Annotated in this window: 20 protein-coding genes; 12 read left to right on the top strand and 8 right to left on the bottom strand. The window is 38.5% G+C overall.

Annotated elements, in window-relative coordinates:
• The first annotated feature begins 38 nt into the window (after positions 1-38).
• Complete coding sequence (gene glmU, locus IPG37_00305; GenBank protein QQR53869.1) at positions 39-1550, top strand: bifunctional UDP-N-acetylglucosamine diphosphorylase/glucosamine-1-phosphate N-acetyltransferase GlmU; 1512 nt, start codon at positions 39-41, stop codon at positions 1548-1550.
• Positions 1547-2794, top strand: a complete 1248-nt coding sequence (locus IPG37_00300; GenBank protein ID QQR53868.1) for an exonuclease SbcCD subunit D — start codon at positions 1547-1549, stop codon at positions 2792-2794. The genes glmU and IPG37_00300 overlap by 4 nt, the downstream gene beginning before the upstream one ends.
• Here the strand turns inward: IPG37_00300 and IPG37_00295 are convergent.
• A complete protein-coding gene (locus IPG37_00295) occupies positions 2791-3612 on the bottom strand; it encodes a hypothetical protein (GenBank protein QQR53867.1) in 822 nt (273 codons plus the stop codon). The genes IPG37_00300 and IPG37_00295 overlap by 4 nt on opposite strands.
• Before the next feature lie 54 nt (positions 3613-3666).
• A complete protein-coding gene (locus tag IPG37_00290; GenBank protein QQR53866.1) occupies positions 3667-4713 on the bottom strand; it encodes a peptidyl-prolyl cis-trans isomerase in 1047 nt (348 codons plus the stop codon).
• A gap of 222 nt (positions 4714-4935) precedes the next feature.
• Between IPG37_00290 and IPG37_00285 the strand changes: the two genes are divergently transcribed.
• The 6 genes from IPG37_00285 to sufS all read left to right on the top strand — a co-directional run bounded on the left by IPG37_00285 (position 4936) and on the right by sufS (position 12261).
• A complete protein-coding gene (locus tag IPG37_00285) occupies positions 4936-5931 on the top strand; it encodes a hypothetical protein (protein ID QQR53865.1) in 996 nt (331 codons plus the stop codon).
• 116 nt (positions 5932-6047) lie between these two features.
• Positions 6048-6539 carry a hypothetical protein gene (locus tag IPG37_00280; GenBank protein QQR53864.1) on the top strand — a complete coding sequence of 164 codons (492 nt, stop codon included), beginning with the start codon at positions 6048-6050 and terminating at the stop codon, positions 6537-6539.
• Positions 6540-6649: 110 nt separating this feature from the next.
• A complete protein-coding gene (locus IPG37_00275) occupies positions 6650-8959 on the top strand; it encodes a phenylalanine--tRNA ligase subunit beta (protein QQR53863.1) in 2310 nt (769 codons plus the stop codon).
• Entirely contained in the window at positions 8956-9441 is a 486-nt protein-coding gene (gene lspA / locus IPG37_00270; protein QQR53862.1) for a signal peptidase II, read from the top strand. Before IPG37_00275 ends, lspA begins: the two co-directional genes overlap by 4 nt.
• Positions 9419-10111, top strand: a complete 693-nt coding sequence (locus tag IPG37_00265; GenBank protein QQR53861.1) for a ComF family protein — start codon at positions 9419-9421, stop codon at positions 10109-10111. The genes lspA and IPG37_00265 overlap by 23 nt, the downstream gene beginning before the upstream one ends.
• A 932-nt stretch (positions 10112-11043) precedes the next feature.
• A complete protein-coding gene (gene sufS, locus IPG37_00260; protein QQR53860.1) occupies positions 11044-12261 on the top strand; it encodes a SufS family cysteine desulfurase in 1218 nt (405 codons plus the stop codon).
• Between the two features lie 98 nt (positions 12262-12359).
• Here the strand turns inward: sufS and IPG37_00255 are convergent, their stop codons facing one another.
• The 3 genes from IPG37_00255 to IPG37_00245 form a co-directional block, all read right to left on the bottom strand.
• Positions 12360-12851, bottom strand: coding sequence for a hypothetical protein (locus IPG37_00255; protein ID QQR53859.1), 492 nt, complete (start codon positions 12849-12851; stop codon positions 12360-12362).
• Positions 12852-13110: 259 nt separating this feature from the next.
• Positions 13111-13836, bottom strand: coding sequence for a hypothetical protein (locus tag IPG37_00250; GenBank protein QQR53858.1), 726 nt, complete (start codon positions 13834-13836; stop codon positions 13111-13113).
• 338 nt (positions 13837-14174) lie between these two features.
• Positions 14175-14528, bottom strand: a complete 354-nt coding sequence (locus tag IPG37_00245) for a hypothetical protein (protein QQR53857.1) — start codon at positions 14526-14528, stop codon at positions 14175-14177.
• Between the two features lie 280 nt (positions 14529-14808).
• Here IPG37_00245 and secG point away from each other — a divergent pair, with 280 nt between their 5' ends.
• Genes secG through IPG37_00230 form a run of 3 tightly spaced genes read left to right on the top strand, consistent with a single transcriptional unit; the run spans position 14809 to position 16739 of the window.
• Positions 14809-15111: a preprotein translocase subunit SecG gene (secG, locus tag IPG37_00240; protein QQR53856.1), complete on the top strand. Its 303-nt coding sequence runs from the start codon at positions 14809-14811 to the stop codon at positions 15109-15111.
• A gap of 13 nt (positions 15112-15124) precedes the next feature.
• Positions 15125-15925 carry an ABC transporter permease gene (locus tag IPG37_00235; protein QQR53855.1) on the top strand — a complete coding sequence of 267 codons (801 nt, stop codon included), beginning with the start codon at positions 15125-15127 and terminating at the stop codon, positions 15923-15925.
• 16 nt (positions 15926-15941) lie between these two features.
• Positions 15942-16739: an ATP-binding cassette domain-containing protein gene (locus tag IPG37_00230; protein ID QQR53854.1), complete on the top strand. Its 798-nt coding sequence runs from the start codon at positions 15942-15944 to the stop codon at positions 16737-16739.
• A gap of 12 nt (positions 16740-16751) precedes the next feature.
• Here IPG37_00230 and IPG37_00225 read toward each other — a convergent pair whose 3' ends face one another.
• The 3 genes from IPG37_00225 to IPG37_00215 are packed head-to-tail and all read right to left on the bottom strand — an operon-like array spanning position 16752 to position 17710.
• The gene (locus IPG37_00225) at positions 16752-17141 is read right to left on the bottom strand and encodes a hypothetical protein (GenBank protein ID QQR53853.1); all 390 of its coding nucleotides are present in this window, start codon (positions 17139-17141) and stop codon (positions 16752-16754) included.
• Positions 17138-17554, bottom strand: a complete 417-nt coding sequence (locus IPG37_00220; GenBank protein ID QQR53852.1) for a hypothetical protein — start codon at positions 17552-17554, stop codon at positions 17138-17140. The genes IPG37_00225 and IPG37_00220 overlap by 4 nt, the downstream gene beginning before the upstream one ends.
• A gap of 9 nt (positions 17555-17563) precedes the next feature.
• Positions 17564-17710 (bottom strand): hypothetical protein, encoded by a 147-nt coding sequence (locus IPG37_00215; protein QQR53851.1) that lies wholly within the window; start codon positions 17708-17710, stop codon positions 17564-17566.
• A 194-nt stretch (positions 17711-17904) separates the two neighbouring features.
• Between IPG37_00215 and IPG37_00210 the strand changes: the two genes are divergently transcribed.
• Positions 17905-20016, top strand: coding sequence for a Zn-dependent oligopeptidase (locus IPG37_00210; protein QQR53850.1), 2112 nt, complete (start codon positions 17905-17907; stop codon positions 20014-20016).
• Positions 20017-20019: the final 3 nt, after the last annotated feature.

The following is a 20019-nucleotide window of genomic DNA, read 5'->3' as shown; positions in this document are numbered from 1 at the left end:
TTTTTTAGAATGCTTTTTGGCATTTACAGAGGAATGGTATGCACCACTCAATGCAGGCAATAATCCTTGCTGCTGGAAAATCACAACGGTTTAAACGGGAACTTTCAAAACTACTTGAGCCACTGTGTGGCCGACCGTTGATCACGTATCAGGCGTCACTTTTTGCAAATATGAACATTGAAACGACCTTTGTTGTTGGTTATCAGAAAGAGGCGGTTGAAAAAGCCATCATCCAGGCAAAAGTCAGACATGCGCAGTTTGTTGTGCAGGCTGAACAGAAAGGCACCGGTCATGCGCTTGCGTGCACAGAAAAACTGTGGAAAAAAGATCATATTCTTGTGTGCAATGGCGACATGCCACTGATAACGCCAACCATCATTGAAAATCTGTATAAAAAACATATTGAAAATAACGCTACCGTAAGCATTGTCACCGCACATGATGCATTTCAGGCAGAAGGCTATGGACGCGTTATAAAAAAAGACCACGGCGTCAGAATTATTGAAACAAAGGACACACACCTGGACCCGCAAGAGTTTTGCTGCGTAAATGCCGGCATCTATCTTTTTGAAAAGGCATTCTTACAAAATGTGATCAGCACACTGCCACAAAATCAGATCAGTGGGGAATATTACATCACAGAACTTGTTAACAGTGCAACTGAGCTGCAGCACAAAGTGATTACCATTGATGCTCCCTTTGATTCAATACGTGGTGTCAACACACTCGAACAGCTGTGGGCGGTCGAACAGATCAAACGATCAGAGCTCATTAGAATGCACATGAATAACGGAGTACGATTTTTGATGCCGCAGACCACACATGTTGATGCGAATGTCATTATTGGTCAAGGCTGCACAATTGCAACTGGTGTACAGTTGACCGGCATGACATCGATTGAAACAAACTGCACCGTGGGACCATTTGCAACAATACACGAAAGCACTATTGAACATGATGTGACAATTAAAGCACATTCGGTCATTGAACAGTGCCACGTAAAACAGTATGCGAAGGTGGGGCCATTTGCGTATTTACGTGACGAAACTATTATCGACCATGGCGCAACAGTTGGCACCTTTGTTGAGATGAAAAAAACGACGCTTGGAAAACACGCAAAAGCCAAACATCAGAGTTATCTGGGCGATACGGTAATTGGAGATTACAGTAATATCGGCGGCGGAACGATTACCGCAAACCACAACAGTCTTTTTAAAAATGAAACGCTCATTGATGCACATGTTAACATCGGTGCAAACTGTACGTTAGTCGCACCAGTGCATATCCAACAACATGCGTACGTTGGTGCAGGATCGACGATTACCCAAGATGTTCCGCAATATACTCTTGCGATTGCCCGCACACGACAACTGAACAAAGTTGGGTATGTACCGATTTTAAAACAGACATTAGAAAAAAAACTACAAAAAAAACGTGAAAGCGAACAGCAGTTCTTAAAAAAACAGACAACAGAAAACAGCCAGGAAGAAACTGTATTAAAAAGTGAATACGAAACATATAAGATCGTAAAAGAACAGACCTCAGTATGATCAGGTTTGTGCACACGGCAGATATCCATTTTGGAATGGAAAACTACGGAAAAATAGATCCAGCAACAGGCATTCATTCACGTCTACTTGATTTTGCTCATGCGCTTCACTTTTGTATCGATCATGCAATAGAGCAGAAAGTAGATTTCTTTCTGTTTTGCGGAGATGCGTACAAAACCCACAATCCCAGTCAAACGCAACAGAAGCTTCTGTTTGATTGCCTTTTGCGACTTTACGCGAATAACATTCCCGTCGTCATCATTGTTGGAAACCATGATCATCCATTGAGTTTTGGAAAAGCACATGCGCTCAACCTGTTTTCACAGCTTCCGCTGGACGGTTTTCATGTCATTGAAAAGCCAACCAGCCTGCTACTCAATACAAAACACGGCCCCATTCAGATTGTAGGCATTCCCTGGCCAACACGAAATACGGTTGCTCTGCACCACAAACACAATCTGAAAATGGCAACGGATATCACACAGTACATTTCAGAAGCAGTAAGTATAATTATTCAGAAGATGGCATCAGAGCTGAACCAAGCTATACCCGCAGTATTGGCTGCACATCTGACCGTCAGCTCAGGGATCTTTTCAGGCTCTGAAAAAAAAGCGATTTATGGTACCGATCCGATTTTTATGCCATCACAACTTGCACTAAAACCATTTGACTACGTAGCACTTGGACATCTGCATCGTCACCAGAATCTGAATGAAAATGGAGCTGTTCCGATCATCTATCCCGGATCAATTGAACGAATAGATTTTGGCGAACGAAAAGAAGAAAAGGGCTTTTGCATTGTGAGTATTGATCGCAATAAACACAGTTCATTTGAATTTGTCAAAGTTCCAACACGGCCTTTTATTTATATTGAAACGAAGCTTGATCCGCTATCCTGTCAAACGGAACAGATCATCAACAATATCAGGCAACATGCGATTGAAAATGCAGTGATTAGAATTGCCTATCACGTTCCTACTGGAAAACAGGACGTCGTTGATTTACAAAAAATAGAAGCAGCTTTATCGGCTGCCTGTTATATTGCCGGCATCACGCCGATTGCTCAGCCACACATACGAACGCAAAGAACCATCTCTGGGCAAAACAATACTATGGATTTTGAAACATTACTGAAAACCTATTTTGAAACAAAACCAAGCTTGAAAGAACGCCAAAATGAACTTGTGGAAAAAACATTACAACTGCTGCATGAAGCACAGGATTATAGCGACCACGAAGATTAAAAATTAATCATAATTGCATTCTTAAAAAGCTCTTCAAAATACTGCTTTTCCAACTCCTGCTCAAGCGGTTTTTTTAAGGAGGCAACTATCTGATCATACCGATCTTTTAACAAAACCTGTTTGGGCTCTTTTTTTTCCAGTAATTTGTAAATAGTGTAATGTTGATTTTCACGAACAAGTTCAACTTCGCCAACACTCATCTGTGTAATAAAATATTTTTCTTGTGCAAGCTCCTTTTGCGTAATCCAAAAATGAGCACTCCAATAACTATCCGGTTTTAAAGCAAGTTTTTTTGTAATTTTTTTTGTATCTACTGTTTTGTCGTACATAATCTGTTTGACCGCAACATGATAGTGTGCATCTGTATAAACCGGATTCTGCTCATAAAAATGCAAAATAGATTCATAAGAAATAACTGCACGGGAATGAACACGAAAATCAAGCATCGAGTTGACCGTATACAAACGCTTCAGTTCTGCTCGATAAGCATCCAGAGAGAGCCCCTCGGCTACCAAAAGATTTTCAAACTGTTCTGCTGAAAGATTGTTCTGCTTTTGAATCTGAGTCAATGATCGTTCAATCGCTTCATCAGGAATAGTAACCGAAAGATTACGCGCATCTCGACAGATCAGAGCGTCACGTTGTATTTTTTCAAGCGTATGCACACCACCCATCAATGGTGTTTTTTGCACGTCGCTTTTGGTAATAACAATCGGTTCCTGCTCATCATAAATTACTGATACGATCTCATCTTCCACAAAACCGTACACAGACATCTGTAGTAAAAAAACAGAAAAAAACATATATTTTTTTGTCATCGTATGCTTTCAAAAAGTGGGAGAATGCTCTCCCACTCATCTGATTGTATCTGTTTATGCTTCTACTTGTGGCAACGAATTTTCATCAGTTTGAATATCACTCAGATCACCAAGTTCTGCTGCCTGCGCATCATCTTCAGTATCCTTTGTTCCCAATGGAGCAAGATCTATAACAACTGCATATTTTTTCTTCAAACCTTCTATTGATTGTTCAACAGCATCAGCCTGTTTCTGCTTTTTCAATGCAGCCTTCAAATGATTTTTCACCTGTTCATACGGACGATATTTTGCATCTTCTTTTGAGATTGCCACAACCACCGCATATTTGTTATCAGAAGTCCTTACCACCGCAACAGAAGGGAATTGAACCATTGCCAACAATGCATCTTTGACTGCCTGATCAACGGCCATAGACTGTTTGTGTACCAGACGCAGATCTTTGATCTTATTTTCTGCCATACCAGCTTGCTGCACTGCGGTGACTAGATTATTATTATTTGCTTTCACTTTTTGAGCAAAATCATTCGCTTCAGCTTCGGTATCAAAGTCAAGTTCAGAAGCTTTTACGCCACCATGGGAAATAATCGTCTCTGGTAATGAGTCTTTATTTTCTTCATAAACCTGCTTAACTTCAGCATCCGAAACATCGGGAGAAAAGCGCTGTGTAAAATATTTGGTATTAATCATGCGCTCAACTTCTTTGTATGCACTTTCAAGATCGTTTTTATATTCATCAGAGCTTTTTACACCACTTTCTTCAATTTCACGATCCATGATCGCATGGTTAGCCATCGCGTACAAGATGGTCCGGTCAAGATCCATAAACGCTTTGTACTGTTCCCATTCAGGATTCATTTTAAAAATCTTTTCCTTCTCTTCCTGCAAACTTTCAACAGTAATTATCGTACGGCCTTCCATAATCACTAAGGGAGTTCCTGGCATAGATTCTTTTGACTCGCCTGTGACTGATTTTTTTTCACTGCTTACTGTTTTAGGCTTCCAAAATCCCCATCCCTTTTGCTGCACCATGTATAGATTCACCAGATACAAAGCAACAGCCATAAGTATAACTAAAACAATCGCAAAAACAGATTTATTCATTTTTTTTATCCTTTATATTACAATTTTTACCATCCACACCACTCACCATTTTCATAGCAATAGTAGCATATGATTTATTTTTTACAATCAAGCACATTAAGATCTGGATTAAAGTAACTTTCTATGTTTTTAAACTAAAGATATGCAGCAGCTTTTTTTTCTTACTATTTTGCATTAGACTATCTGTCAAAGTAAAAAATACTCATTTAAAAGGAGTTTACAATGAGACAGTCAACACAAGCGCTTTATATTTTTTCTTTACTACTTGTTCATACATATATAGAAGCTATGGATCAACAAAATGCATGGCAAAAACCACCAAATATTCCAGGATTAAGTACTGTCGAAAATAGAAAAAGCAAAAAAGGAAAATCAGGCAAGCCAAATCAGCAATTAACGCAAAACCGAGAAAAAAGCCGTACAGACAGCACAAGTAATGATAAAAAAGCTCCCGTACAGAAAGCTGAAGAAGATTTACTATCAACTGACAATCAGTTGAAAATTATTGAAACAACTTGTAATTCAAACACACAAGCAGAAGTAAAGAACGAAAACAATATAAATACCGTGGTAACCAGTTTACCACGGACAACCTACTGGATGGATAGATATCGAGGAACAGGGGTTAATGTACTGCATGAACTGGAAAAAGGTAGCTTTGTAAACTCCTTAATTGCAAACGGTTCTCGCGTAAACGACGCCATCGAATATTTTATCTATTACAATCAGGCCGAACAGTTAGTTACCTTACTAAAAGAACTAAACAAAATTAGTTTTTCAACCGGAAATAATGCAAAAACCAAAGCCATTACATTTTTGAATGAATCAGTCTTAAAGACTGAGGATGACTTTAAAATTGAAATACAAAAAAAGATACTTGAAAGTAAACAGGCTATTAACAACGCACACCAACAAGCAATTGCTTCGCTCACTGCCTACAACATAACCTTATTAAAAGCAGTGGTCGAAAAAACAAAAACAGATATTAATGAAACAACAAACGTAAGCTTGAAAAAAGTAAATATACTAAAAGAGGGGTTATCCTTTCTCAATCATCAAGATGAGTGGCTTGCGCTTGATCAGTCAACCTTTTTGGCGGAAGTTGGACAGAATGAACTAGTAGAGACAACAGTTAGCGCTCTGACAACCGTTAATCAGCAGATTGATGGTTTAAAAAACAATATGCAAAATCTTTTAAATATAAGCTGTTTGAAATAAAATCAAGGAAAAGGGAGAGAAGCCCTGATCTCTCTCCCTTTTCGAAGTTATATACCGTTATTTTACCTTTATATTCGCAAGTATTGTTTATTTTCAAAGAAAAGGATTTAAGTCACATGCCCGCAACATTTCATCAACCTCATAAGCAAAAAATAAAAATAGGATTTTTGTTACTATTTTTGATAACTCATTTACAAGCTCTATCAATGAATCTGCACTATGAACACATGTTTATAAACAACACAAATGATTACTCAGTTGATTGGTACACAAAAGTAGTTGATTTATCAGGACGCATTACTGACCAAGCCTTCTATCTGACGCAACGTTACTTTTTCGATAGTAACTATCATTTTAACCAACAAACCTTTGAAATTTTTTTTCAAAATCCTTACAGATTATTGACCTTAATTAAAGAAAATAAAGACTTTTTTGAACTCAGGCCAAATGAAGTTTCGTATTATGAGTCATACCTTGTAAAAATTGGACAGCCTAACCACATTAAAACTGCCAAGGCGGCAGTATTGAAGTTTTTATACCTTAATCCCCATCGAGAAGCTATTTTTTCCGCGATAGTGAAAAACTCTTTAGACATAATAACTTTGTAACTTTTTCAAGTACCAGCACCTCGACTTCACAATACTCAAAACTTTATTGATCCATTCATCAGTTATGATAGGATTATAAATATGCTACAGATTTTATCGAAAAGAAGAATATGAAACTTTCGCTTTCTTGGATATTCGAACACATAGAAACCTCATTACAACAGATCAATATTTCAGACCTGATTAGATTGATCAATACAAAAGTTGTCGAGGTTGATGCTTGCACAGAGCTCAAGCTTACTTCTGACCCTTTTATGGCGGTTAAATGGACAAACCAGGGTGCGATTTTTGAAAATACAAAACTTGCGCTACCACCTCGAGCAGATCTTGAAACTGAAGCTTGGTACCTTCTGGTTTTAAAAGGTACCGGATGGACCTGGGCAACTATGGAAGACCTTGGTGGCAGTAAAGATCGAGTGCTTCCTTCAGTTGCAATGCACAACAATGATCAAAACTATATGAAAATAAAATTCAAGAATGACAATGATTATATCCTGCATATCAGCAACAGTTCAATCACCCATCGACCAGATTTGTGGAGCCATCGAGGATTCGCGCGTGAGATTGCAGCGCTTTTAGATGTACCACTCAAACCGATAGAAGCTTTTTTAGCGCAAAACACTGTAGTCAAAACCAAGCAAAATACGATTAAAAAAAATGAAGCACTTCCCTTTGCAATCGAAATAAAAACAGAACAGTGCAAAGCATTTGCCACTGCATACCTTGCAAACTGTCCTGTCAGGCCATCCTCAATTGAAACTATCAAAAAACTGTGTGCAGTAGACATCAGACCAATCAATGCACTCGTTGATGGCACAAACCTGGTGATGGCAGATCTTGGACATCCGATGCATGCTTTTGACACAAAAACACTCAAAGATACTATCGTTGTACAACAAGGAACGCAAAAAGAACTGCTTCTGCTGGACAGCACAACAATAACCACCAATCAAGAGGACATAACGATCACCTCAGGGGAGCAAGCCTTATCGCTTGCTGGCATCATGGGTGGTGCGGAATCAAGCATCGTAAGTTCAACCAGCAACATACTCATCGAAGCTGCTCAGTTTTGCCCGACAACCATCCGCACGTCAGCTACAAGACACAATAAACGCACAGAATCATCTATGCGTTTTGAAAAAGGCCTAACCTATACCGGTGCACTTAACGCGATAAGAAGATACCTTTATTATTTACAATCTGAAAAGTTATATAATATCAAAGATATTTCGATATTCGTAACCGGGCAAAAGGATACTGAAAAAGTGTTATCTTTTTCACATAAAACCGTGCAACAACGATTGGGTATCCAGATTACCTCAAAAGAGATAGAAGCCATTCTCACAAAACTTGATTTTCAAGTTACCATTAAAAATGAACAGTATCATGTAACTGTTCCATGGTTCAGATCGGTCAAAGACATAACCATTCAAGAAGATCTATTTGAAGAGATTGGTCGGATGTATGGCTATAATACAATTACACCGATTGCACCATCACTCAAAACGATGGCAAGCATAAACCGTTTTGAACGAATGAAACGGCAGATAAAACAGCTCCTTTCATTTGGAAAACAGATGCATGAACTCTGCAGTTACGCATTTTTGGACAGCGAGTTTAATCGCATAATCGAATGGCCTGCCGAACAACAGCTTGAAGTAAAACTACCGGTATCAGAAAATTTCAGATACTTAGCTGACTCACTTTTTCCCGCGCTTTTGAAAGCTGTGGTTGAAAATCAGATTCACAAACAGAATGCACGATTTTTTGAGATTGCAAAAGTCTGGAGCTATAATCAAACGACAACAGACCTTCAAGAACATGAAAAGGTAGGATTCATTATCACAAACGAGGCAACCGATTTTTATGAAGGCAAAACGATTGTCAAAGCAATCACAGATCTGTACGGTCTAGAACTACACTGGAAACAGCTTGACCCTGAAGAATGTCTCCACTGGCTCATGCCGTACAAAAGTGCTGCAATGTATGCAGGCACTCAGCGTATCGGATACGCAGGAATGATACATGACCGATTTACAAAACTGTTAGGCAGAGCATTGCCACATCCGGCATTTTATGCCGAAGTCGATCTTAATACTTTTTTCAAAGCAATTGAACCAGACAAACCGTTTCGGACACCAGCAAAACTCCAACCGGTTATTCGTAACATCACCTTTTTGCTGCCAAAAACTGTATCGGCACAGATCGCACAGCAGTTCATACAAAACTTATATCCATATTTTATGGAAGTTTTTATACAAAATTTTCTTGAAAAAGATGAATGGCACAATGAACGCGCAGTGAGCTTTGAATTGCTTTTTACTCCTGAAGAAAAATCATATACCAAGGATGAGATGGACTCGTTTATGTCGCACATCAGCATAATGGTATGTCAAAACTGGAAGGCATCAGTAAGATGAGATTTTTAAACCAGGCAGTCCTCTTTTTATCCCCCATTGCAAGCCTCATTTTATACATAGTCGATAGACTACTCAAACTGTACGCGTATGCATATCTACAGCAAACATCGATCTCAGTGATGCCCTTTGTGAGTTATACTTATGCCTTGAATCATGGCATTTCATGGGGACTGTTTGAACAGATGCCGCCACTCATATTAACAGGACTGCTTGGTATGACGACCCTTTTGATTTTTAACCTTGCACGCACCCACCAGTCGCAGGTCGTTCGAACAGGACTGACTGCTGTGTGGCTTGGATCGACAAGCAATATTATTGATCGACTCATATACAGCGGCGTCATCGACTATATTGAACTTAATCTTGCATCATTTGACTTTCCCGTATTCAACCTCGCAGATGTGATGATTGTCAGTGGCTTGCTGTACACGGCCTTACAGTTTTTAATGGGACCTACAGATGATGCACGCATGGCTCGTTAGCTTCAAAGAAACAATACGGTTTATCGATAATCACATACTTTTTTACATTTTCGAACCACTCTGCGCAGGATGCAAGCGATACATTCAATCAACCACCGATCCATTATGCAGCAGCTGTCACCGTTCCATTAAACCAGTTGTATCCATTACCTATCAGCTGACCGCAACAAAAAACATAACCGTGTATGCCGCGGGTGCATACGAAGGACCTTTGCAGGTCATGATTCTTGCAAAACGGTATCATGACATTGCCATGAGCCTGGCGCTGGCAGAAATCATAAAGCAGTATACACCGATCAGCAGCATGCAGTTTGATGCACTTGTTCCAATCCCATTGCACTGGACCAGACGTGCTGCCCGAGGCTACAATCAGGCGGAAGAGATAGCTTACTATTTGAGCAAAACATTACAGATTCCCGTAGTTCATCTGCTTGTGCGTACACGAAAAACACAACTTCAGCTGGAACTTGATGCAACAGAACGCGCAACCAACCTGAAAAATGCATTTACCATTGCAAAACCAGCATTTTCAAGGATCTATCAAAAAAAACGCCTCCTGCTTGTGGATGACCTTTTGACCACCGGCTCAACGTTGACCGAAGCTGCAAAAGTACTGTACACACTAAACCCGATTGAAATCAAAGCGGTCGTTGGCGCACGTACTATTTGAAAAAGAAATAGCGGAGGGTTGCGTGCCCAACCCTCCACGCAGCCTGCACAACCTTGCAGGTTGACCGGCTTCATTGCAGGTGAACTCGGCACCTCGCTCATTTCATTCGCTGCATCGCCTTCGAACATCCACCTTCATCAGATTTTATACCTTATTTTAAGCAAGATTTCATACTTTTTTTAAATCAAGAAAGGGGTGACTTTAGCAGCCGTCATGCAATCTGAATACAAAGTAGTCAGGTCGCATATTCGGCGTTAATGGAGCGGTCAACCTGCACAGGTTGCACGGGGTGGGCTGGAGGGTTTCGTGCATAACCCTCCACAAAAAACACATAATATTAAAAATAAAAAAAACAGTGATCATGAAATAAAATTCGGACATCCACCTTCATCAGACTTCATACCTTTTTTTAAATCAAGCATGAGTCAACCTTAGCAGCCGTCATGCAATCTGAATACGAAGTAGTCAGGTCGCATATTCGGCGTTAATGAAGCGATCAACCTGCACAGGTTGCACGGGGTGGGCTGGAGGGTTTCGTGCATAACCCTCCACAAAAAACACATAATATTAAAAAGCAAAAAACAATGATCAGGAAATAAAATGTACACCTCGACCTTCATCTGCTTTCATACCTTTTTTTAAATCAAGCATGAGTCAACCTTAGCAGCCGTCATGCAATCTGAATACAAAGTAGTCAGGTCGCATATTCGGCGTTAATGAAGCGATCAACCTGCACAGGTTGCACGGGGCGGGTTGGAGGGTTTCGTGCATAACCCTCCACAAAAAACACATAATATTAAAAAGCAAAAAACAATGATCAGGAAACAGATTTTAAACATGATAGAAGAATAATACACCATTGCAACGCACATCGATTATAAAAAAAATACAAAAATTGCATTCAAGCTGACAGTTGTTGTATCCTTTTGAATATGAAGAACATAAAAAAAGACTTTCCCATTTTCCAGCGAATAGTTAACGGTCATCCGTTAATCTATCTTGACAATGCAGCGACCACGCAAAAACCGAACGCTGTCATTGATGCGATGAACGCAGTGTACCGTTTATATAATTCAAACGTACATCGCGGAGTTTATACGATTGCCGAGGAAGCTACAGCAGCATATGAACAGGCACGCCAAACGGTTGCGGATTTTATTAATGCATACCGTGACGAGATTGTGTTTACACAAGGCACTACCGCATCTATAAACACAATTGCTTATGCGTGGGCATTACAGCAACTCAAAAAGGGTGATCGGATCGTAGTTACCGAAATTGAACATCATGCAAACCTGATTCCCTGGCAGTTTGTTGCAGAAAAAACGGGAGCCGAGCTTGCCTTTATTCCTGCATTGCGAAACGGACTGCTTGACGAAACTGCAATTGAAAAAGTAATAACTCCAAATACAAAACTGGTAGCCTTTGCCCTAGTAAGTCATATTTTACGAGGACAGATCCCAGCACAAAGAATTATCAAGCAGGCGAAAAACGTTGGCGCGGCAATACTTGTTGACGCTGCACAAGCAGCAGGACATATGCCACTGGATACCAAAGCGTTAGATATCGATTTTTTGGCATTTTCAGGTCACAAGATGTTTGGCCCAACAGGAATCGGTGTATTATTCGTTGCGCGAAAATGGCATGAGATCATTGAACCTTTTTTTAAAGGTGGCGCGATGGTTGCGACTGTAACTTATGAAAAAACAACCTTTCAACCGATGCCACAAAAACTTGAAGCGGGCACTCCGCCCATCGTTGAGGCGATTGGCCTTGCAGCAGCGATAGAATATATTGCAATACAATGCCCATTTAATCAAACCATGCTCTATGAACAGAAACTTTCAGAGCTACTTTTGCAGAAGATAGCAGAACTTGGGCACGTAAAAATCGTAGGCCCACAGGACAAAGAAGGACACATGCTCAGTTTTACGGTTGAAAATATGCACGCACATGATGTGGCAACTGCTCTTGATATGGCTGGCATCTGTGTTCGAGCTGGTACGCACTGTGCACAACCGATCGCACGAAAACTTGGTGTTTCGTCATGGCTGAGAGCAAGTATCGCAGCTTACAATAGTCCGGAAGATATAGATAAATTGATTGACGTTTTAAAAAGCTGTAACAAAAAAGCGACCGGTACGTTTTAAGTATCGTACTAGCCGCCTTTTTTAAAATCTATTCAAAGTTGCCGAATTAAGCATGACACATGTATCTTACCATGTATAACTAAACATACTTCACTTCATTAGTACTGAGCAAGGCGTGGTTCTTTATAAAAACCAAACAAAGCAAGCCAATCAATAGATTGATTATTCGATACGTCAGAACCGTTAACCGCTTCATTCGAAATACTTATAAGATCATAATCCGCCATCGCCGGCACAACCGCCAATTGGCTTACTTCTCTTTCTTCTGCGCGCTCAGCTTCTTCAGACTTACGTTTATCATTCAAATAAATATCATGCTGCAATTTCGCATGCATACCACCTACAAAATAGAGACTCAAGAATGGATCAGCTACCCTTTTATTAGCAGACACTTTAATTACTTGCTGTGCAGCATCCACTTGCTGAGCTTCAGCATACTTAAGAACCAATCTACCTGCTGCATCTCGTGTATAATTCGAAGCATTTGGTCCAGTAAATGGTACAATAGCGTTATTTGCTGATGCGTCACGCTCCATTGCCTGAAGATTCATCATTCCACACATACTCAAAAAAAGAATTACCATTATCATACAGATACCTTTCCGGTTTACATACTATAAAAGTCAATATACAAATTTAAAAAACAGCTAGTTTTGCAAAACAAACTGAAAATATTATAGGCGAAAATATTTTAAGTGCAATCTTTTTATTGAAATATAATTTTTTCAATATGAAACTACAAATCAAAACAGAAAAGTTTCAATACAAAAAAACTCAAAGTTTAGATTCACGATCCAAAACTCCGAGTTTTTTGCTATTCTTTATCACGCTGTTTATACAATAAAAGTTTTACTGAAGAAGACATGACGCATTTGAAAGCTCATCTCTATCATTGAAGCTACTCATAAAATGATAATCTAGCATTGCAGGCATCAGTTCAGATTTATCAAACAAATTTACTTCTGCTAAAATTTCAGTTTCATCAGGCGCTGATGGGTTATCATCAAAAGGAGTTTCTACACGCACCTTTAAGGCAGCAGGCTGAGTTTTTTTCGGATCTACCCAAAGCACCAATGCCTTACTATCTCTATCACTATTTTCATGCGTCGTCCTGTTTTGAAAAAACGGTTGAATCTGAGCTGTCTCAGTTGCATATTTCTTACTTTTTTGGTATGGTTTCGGCAACTCATTCAGAAAAAAACATCTATAATACTTGTCAAAAGATCCAAGCTGAGACCTCACTGTATTATTTTCTTCACGTTTTTGAACTTCAAGAGACTTAGAACAGATTTTTTTCATCGATGCGATTGCTTTCATCGATATATAGTATCTTACAATATAGTCTAGAGGAGCAGAATCTAGAACAGTTATCGCATTTTTTTCATAGGCCAATGCTTCATTTGATTTATTTTCCGTTAGGAATAATTTATTCAAAATAAATTGTTTTTTATTACTAATTTGCACTTGAAGTACGATATTCGAAAAAGAGCTATCACCTTTTTCTGATATTTGAAGCTCCATTGCCTGAAGATTCATTATTCCACACATACTCAGTATAACAATTACCATTATCATACAGATACCTTTCCAGTTTGCGTACTTTTAAAAGTCGATATACAGTTACAGTTCAAAGAACAGTTAATCTTGCAAAACAAACTGAAAATATTATAAGCTAAAACATTGCAAATGCAAGCTTTTTATTGAAGCAGAACTATTTCAATATGAGACCACTAATCAAAATAGAAAAAATTCAATACAAAAAAACTCGAAGTTCAGATTCACGATCCAAAACTCCGAGTTTTTATTATTCTTTACTAAAGTTTTTGTATAATCTCATTCAGCGCTAAAATATACCTCCTAACGTTGAAATAAAATTATTTTACAAAAACAGGTTACCAGGTCGACAAAAAGCATTAACGAAGTGTTTCATCACTTTCTGGTAACGAAGTATTCGTTGGAGCCTGTCTAAGTTGAGTCCTTCGTCTGTCAATTTCTCCAAACAAAGCCTCCGATCGGAAAACTGCTATACGGCATCGCGAATGAACTTGTACATAATCAACGTTTCTAGTAGTCAGTATAACAGGAAAATATCCAGCTCCCTCAGGCCCATGATATTGAATTCTGCAGACTGGTTGAGCGTTTTCTGTTCCTTCAAGCAGTGATTCATTATTATTCGAAGCTATTTGCAAATACTCATCAAATTGATTCTCAGAACCATACATATCAATGATCATAGAAACACTTAATAAAAAAATAAAAACCACCATATTTATACCTTTCAGTTATATATAAACATAAAAATACATTGCTACAACAAATATGATTTATTATAAAATTAATATAAAAATATTATTTTAAAATTTCTATAAATCGAACAATATAAAGTATTTTATTCTTTTTATAAATTATATCAATACTCAATCATCATTTTTCTCACCTTTCAATTTACAATGAACAGCCTATAGAAAAACTAAATGTTTGTATTTTCAAATGTTTGAAAATACAATAGGATAATAGATATCTAACAAACTATTAGAAGGAACTTCTATGCTTTACGGACTATTGATGACAGTTTATTTTTTTGTTTGCATACTTCTCATTCTTATTATTTTAATACAAAAAACCAAATCAAGTATGGGATTGGGAGGTTTTGGGGGCGGATCACAGATGTTATTTGGTGGATCGGGTGGCCAAGATCTTTTTCAAAAAATAACCTGGTTTTTAGGCGGAACTTTTATGGCACTCTCATTTGTACTTGCACTTATGAAGTCTCACCAAAGCAGAATGATTGTTTCAACGGCCACTGTTGCCCCAGTTACTGTTAAAATTCCAACTCCCTCTCAAAAGTAAGTAGCATGAAACAATGAATCAAAAACTGGAAGAGCTCATCCTTTCTATTGTTACTTCAATTGGTCATTCGTTTTTCAGATTATGCTTTTGGGCTGGAACATTTTTCATGTTTCTGTTTCAGACACTTACAACGCTTGGTACAAAACGACTTCAGTACTCTAAAGTGCTTTATCAGATGAACAGAATTGGCGTTGAATCATTTAACATCATTATCCTCACAGGCATGTTTGCGGGGATGGTCTTTGCTTTACAAACGTATATTGGGTTTCAACGAGTAGGTGGCGAACAGTTTATTGGAGCAGTTGTTGCGCTGGGAATGATTCGAGAACTCGGACCAGTACTGGGTGGTTTGATGGTAACTGGGCGTGCATGTTCTGCAATTGCTGCAGAAATCGGCACCATGCGCATCACCGAGCAGCTTGACGCACTCACCACTCTGCGCATAGACCCATTTCAATATCTGATTGTCCCACGACTTGTTGCGGGTACGGTAATCATGCCTTTTTTAACAATCTTTTCTATGATTTTTGGCATCATTGGCGGTTATGTCGTCTGTGTTTATGTTTTGCAGTTAAGCCCGGAAGATTATCAAAGTAGCATTTTAACCTACGTTGAAATGACCGATATCACGAGCGGATTGATCAAAGCAGCCTTTTTTGGCTTCATTTTGGCTTGGGTGGGTTGTTTTAAGGGTTTTTATACACGCGGTGGAGCGTATGGTGTCGGTGTAGCAACCACGGAAAGCGTGGTTCAAAGCTCGATTATGATTTTGATCGCAAACTATTTTTTAACAAAAATTCTTGAGCATCTGTAATGCAAGAAAGAAAGCAATGTTGGTAAAAATAGAGATACGTAATTTGAAAAAACAGTTTGATGACAACTGGGTAACTGATGACCTCGATCTGACCGTTGAAACTGGAAAAATGACCGTTGTTATTGGAAAATCCGGTGAAGGCAAATCAGTTTTATTAAAACAGATCATCGGTTTGATAAAACCAACCTCAGGATCGATTATTATTGATGGCGTAAATATTACCGAACTTACCCCGAAAGAGCTGCCTGCAATCTTTGCAAAATTTGGATACGTATTTCAATCGGCAGCATTACTTGATTCGTTGAACGTATTTGAAAATATTGGCATCACACAGCTGGAAGCAGGTATTGAAAAACAAAAAGTCCTGACCGTTGTAAAAGAGGTGCTTGCGTTGGTACATCTGGAAGAAGCGGTCTTATATAAATACCCGTCACAGCTTTCAGGCGGCATGAAAAAACGGGTTGGCTTGGCTCGCACCTTGATTACCAAACCAGAAGTTATTTTATATGATGAACCAACCACTGGCCTTGACCCGATAACCTCACGCGTCATTCACGAGTTAATGCATTCGATGCAGAAAACCTTTAACTTAACTTCTGTAGTTATTTCGCACGACCTTGAAATTTTAAAGTATGCTGACCATGTCGCACTTTTGCACGATGGAAAAATTCAATATGCCGGTCTGGCCTCAACTGCATTTGAAACAGACAACCCGTACATGTATCAGTTTGTACGCGGGCTTTCAGATGGCCCAATACAGGCTGATCCGGTAGAGCCAATCAAACAGAAAAAGTACCCAAAAAAACAGATCTAAATAAGGTGTCTATCAAAAAAAATGGCACAACATCGCTATGTTGGCAACTGCAATAAAAAGAACAGTTTTTGCTGACCACGTGTTCGGTTTACTTGCTACAACCGTCACATGACAGTTTTGACCGGCATCAATTTCGATATCTTCCGGATTTTTTACATTATGTAAAGCCAACGAACAGTTGTCGCCAACTTCAAATTTAAATCGCTTATTTTGACAGTCAAACTCAAGCTTCGAATTATCACGTATTTTTATCGTTTTAAAATCATCCTCTAATGCGGCGTGAACGTTACCACCTTCATTGATAATGACTGTTCCACGATTATTTATAACGTTTTTTAGATCATTACTCCAAGTCACTGTACAACAAAATAAGCTGAGATAGAAAAATGTGTCGTATTTCATAATGACGCAACCAACCGATCATAAACTGTATTTCGATGGTAAAATAGCAGGCCCATGGAACCAATTATGAGAACCCAAGACCGAAAAGACCATCCGGGGCCTTCAGAAGTGATATTTACTTTCGCATAATCACCAGCTCTTTGAACATTAGGTTGAGGCCAGCTTTTGTCGAGATAATAACAATTAAAAGTACCATAATCTTCCACTTTGAAAACTTTATTCTCAAAGAACGCTTTATTGATAGCTCTGCAATCAATTGTGTACACTGCATAACCACTAATCGCAATTATATCCTTTTCTCTCCTATCATGAATAACTAAAGCAGGCTGACTACTTTGCACTCCATGCTTTTTAACTGAAGTACGCACAAAAAACTGTTGCAAAAAATAGAGCGTTGGCGTTGCCATACCCATAAAAAAGGGTCATGAAGCATCTGTCATATTACATGTTTTGGCAACCCCACACAAAATCCCGGCTTGTATCAAACAGTTTAATGGATGCACGGTGTAGTTGGTTGGCAGCTTACCTGCCTCAACTGAAAATTTACACGGCCACTTGATAACTGGCATCTGGCCCTGTGTTACAAAACATACAATTGTACTCCCGCTTTGTGATGGAGCAGAACCATATATATTTAAAAAACAAACCGAGCTTATAATCAGAATAAAATATACAAAAAAAATAAGTTTGCGCACGCGATTTCCTAGTCAATAATTATCTTCTATAGTATAGTAACATATTGCAGCACCATCGAGGAACGATTATGGAACGAAGAAAAACTACCAGAATAAGACCAATAAGTAAATTTTATCCTATTTTTTCTTTCTGCTTTCTCATGTTTTTAATCTTTAACTATGGAAAAAAAGCCGAACCTCTGTTATTTGAAAAGGCAAAATCGATCGATGATTGCATATTGTTATTTGACGTACCTTCAGATCAGATTCTTCCTCGAACTGAACGTTACATTGAAGCACTAAAAAAGGAGGTACAGGTACTGTGCAATGTTCGCAAAATCAGCTATATAACCGTTGCAAGTAGACTCGATCAAATACAAACTATCTCCGATGCAGCTATCTGGCAATCTGTGTGTAATGTACTGGCACTCCTGTCACCCGATGAACCTACCAGAGAAAAAGCACGCAAGGCCATACAGCTTATCACAGACGCATTCCTTGAACAGGTCAACACTAATAAAAAAGTATATTCAGTATGGAAGCAATACTACCATGAGTTTTACCCGCAGGAAGTCCTTTCAGAAGAAAGACAGTACTTTGTTGAATTCACAAATCGGATGTTTCAATACGCAGGACTTTCTTTGATAGACACTGATTTTTCACATTTTTTACAACTTAAAAAGGATATCGCCCAACTTTCGCTCGACTTTGAAGCCGCAATTACAAAAGATAAAAGCCACATACTTGCAAAAAAAGACGAACTTACAGGCCTAGATGATTCATTCATCAAAGCACTGCCACAGGCTAATGACTATTATGAGCTTCATCTGGACTATCCAACCTACATGTATACGATGCAATATTGCACAAACAAAAATATCAGAGAAAAACTTTACTACGCCTTTCACAATAGAGGCTACCCTGAAAACAAAGATACCTTGCTCAAACTTATTCAAAAAAGACAAGAATTAGCTCAGTTATTAGGATTTGAAAATTATGCAGCATTGGATCTTGCTGAACAGATGGCTGGCTCTGTAGAAAGAGTACATACTTTTTTAAACGATCTACTTTTTCATGCTACAGATAAAACTACTGAAGAATTTGAAAAATTTAAAACAATAAAACATCATTCGATTGAATGGATAGAGGGAAAAGTAATGCCATGCGATTTAGATTTTGTTCGCAATCTGTATAAAAAACAGTTTTTTGATATTGATGAACAGAAACTCGCTGAATACTTTCCTCTTGAAACAACGATAAAAGAACTCCTTGCTATCTATACAGAATTTTTAGGAGTCACCTTCAAACACATTGATTCTAATAATAATTTTTGGCACTACGATGTACGCATAATTCAGGTATTTGATAGTAATCAAAACTTATTAGGAACCATTTTACTTGACCTATTTCCAAGACCAGATAAATATTCACACGCCGCTGAATTAACTGTAGTGCCAGTTTTTTTTGATAAATATAATCTAAAACACAAAGGCCTTTGCGTAGTATTTGCAAATTTTCCTCCAGCATCCGAGCATAAACCGGCTTTATTAACACGAGCTGATGTAAAAACATTTTTTCATGAATTTGGCCATGCATTACATGCAATACTAGGCATGACCCGCGTCATTACTCTCTCTGGTACCGCCACCAAAACCGATTTTGTAGAAGTACCATCCCAACTCTTGGAAAAGTGGTTATCAGACAAGAATATTTTACGCAGAATAAGCTGTCACTACCTAACCCAAGCACCGCTTGACGAACAGATGCTTGAAAAAATTGTAAGTTCGCAAGACTTGGCAACTGGATATTTTGTACAAAGACAAGCATTTTTATCAAAATTTGCACTCGCTTGCCATGAAATTACTGATTTGAAAAGTTTTTATAACCTTTCAGAATCATTGCATCAGGAATGTATTTCACATGTTGATTTTGCACCAGACACCCATTTTTATGCATCATTTGGACATTTAACTGGATACGCATCAAAATATTATAGCTATTTATGGGCACTTGTTTTTGCAGAAGATCTTTTTGCATATATCAAAGAACACGGCTTGACTAACAACACTGTTGGAGAACGATACGTCGACCTCATTTTAAAACCAGGCGGCACCCAAGATCCGTATATTATGCTAGAACGATTTTTAAACAGAAAGCCTTCAACGGAAGCTTTCTTTAAGAAGCTAAAACCGACCAGTTAACTT

It is taken from the genome of bacterium, from assembly GCA_016699125.1.
GTDB lineage: Bacteria > Babelota > Babeliae > Babelales > Vermiphilaceae > AWTP1-30.
The sequence above is the reverse complement of the archived record's forward strand: the minus strand, read 5'-3'. Positions and strand labels throughout refer to the sequence as shown.

Excerpts from the sequence above, each read along its gene's own strand:
- sufS (QQR53860.1), top strand. The coding sequence starts at position 11,044 with ATGAAGAACATAAAAAAAGACTTTCCCATTTTCCAGCGAATAGTTAAC.
- IPG37_00210 (QQR53850.1), top strand. The coding sequence starts at position 17,905 with ATGGAACGAAGAAAAACTACCAGAATAAGACCAATAAGTAAATTTTAT.
- lspA (QQR53862.1), top strand. The coding sequence starts at position 8,956 with ATGAGATTTTTAAACCAGGCAGTCCTCTTTTTATCCCCCATTGCAAGC.
- IPG37_00255 (QQR53859.1), bottom strand. The coding sequence starts at position 12,851 with ATGATAATGGTAATTCTTTTTTTGAGTATGTGTGGAATGATGAATCTT.
- secG (QQR53856.1), top strand. The coding sequence starts at position 14,809 with ATGCTTTACGGACTATTGATGACAGTTTATTTTTTTGTTTGCATACTT.
- IPG37_00235 (QQR53855.1), top strand. The coding sequence starts at position 15,125 with ATGAATCAAAAACTGGAAGAGCTCATCCTTTCTATTGTTACTTCAATT.
- IPG37_00290 (QQR53866.1), bottom strand. The coding sequence starts at position 4,713 with ATGAATAAATCTGTTTTTGCGATTGTTTTAGTTATACTTATGGCTGTT.
- IPG37_00265 (QQR53861.1), top strand. The coding sequence starts at position 9,419 with ATGATGCACGCATGGCTCGTTAGCTTCAAAGAAACAATACGGTTTATC.
- IPG37_00295 (QQR53867.1), bottom strand. The coding sequence starts at position 3,612 with ATGACAAAAAAATATATGTTTTTTTCTGTTTTTTTACTACAGATGTCT.
- IPG37_00215 (QQR53851.1), bottom strand. The coding sequence starts at position 17,710 with ATGCCAGTTATCAAGTGGCCGTGTAAATTTTCAGTTGAGGCAGGTAAG.
- IPG37_00275 (QQR53863.1), top strand. The coding sequence starts at position 6,650 with ATGAAACTTTCGCTTTCTTGGATATTCGAACACATAGAAACCTCATTA.
- IPG37_00285 (QQR53865.1), top strand. The coding sequence starts at position 4,936 with ATGAGACAGTCAACACAAGCGCTTTATATTTTTTCTTTACTACTTGTT.
- IPG37_00230 (QQR53854.1), top strand. The coding sequence starts at position 15,942 with ATGTTGGTAAAAATAGAGATACGTAATTTGAAAAAACAGTTTGATGAC.
- IPG37_00245 (QQR53857.1), bottom strand. The coding sequence starts at position 14,528 with ATGGTGGTTTTTATTTTTTTATTAAGTGTTTCTATGATCATTGATATG.
- IPG37_00280 (QQR53864.1), top strand. The coding sequence starts at position 6,048 with ATGCCCGCAACATTTCATCAACCTCATAAGCAAAAAATAAAAATAGGA.
- IPG37_00225 (QQR53853.1), bottom strand. The coding sequence starts at position 17,141 with ATGAAATACGACACATTTTTCTATCTCAGCTTATTTTGTTGTACAGTG.
- IPG37_00300 (QQR53868.1), top strand. The coding sequence starts at position 1,547 with ATGATCAGGTTTGTGCACACGGCAGATATCCATTTTGGAATGGAAAAC.
- glmU (QQR53869.1), top strand. The coding sequence starts at position 39 with ATGCACCACTCAATGCAGGCAATAATCCTTGCTGCTGGAAAATCACAA.
- IPG37_00220 (QQR53852.1), bottom strand. The coding sequence starts at position 17,554 with ATGGGTATGGCAACGCCAACGCTCTATTTTTTGCAACAGTTTTTTGTG.
- IPG37_00250 (QQR53858.1), bottom strand. The coding sequence starts at position 13,836 with ATGATAATGGTAATTGTTATACTGAGTATGTGTGGAATAATGAATCTT.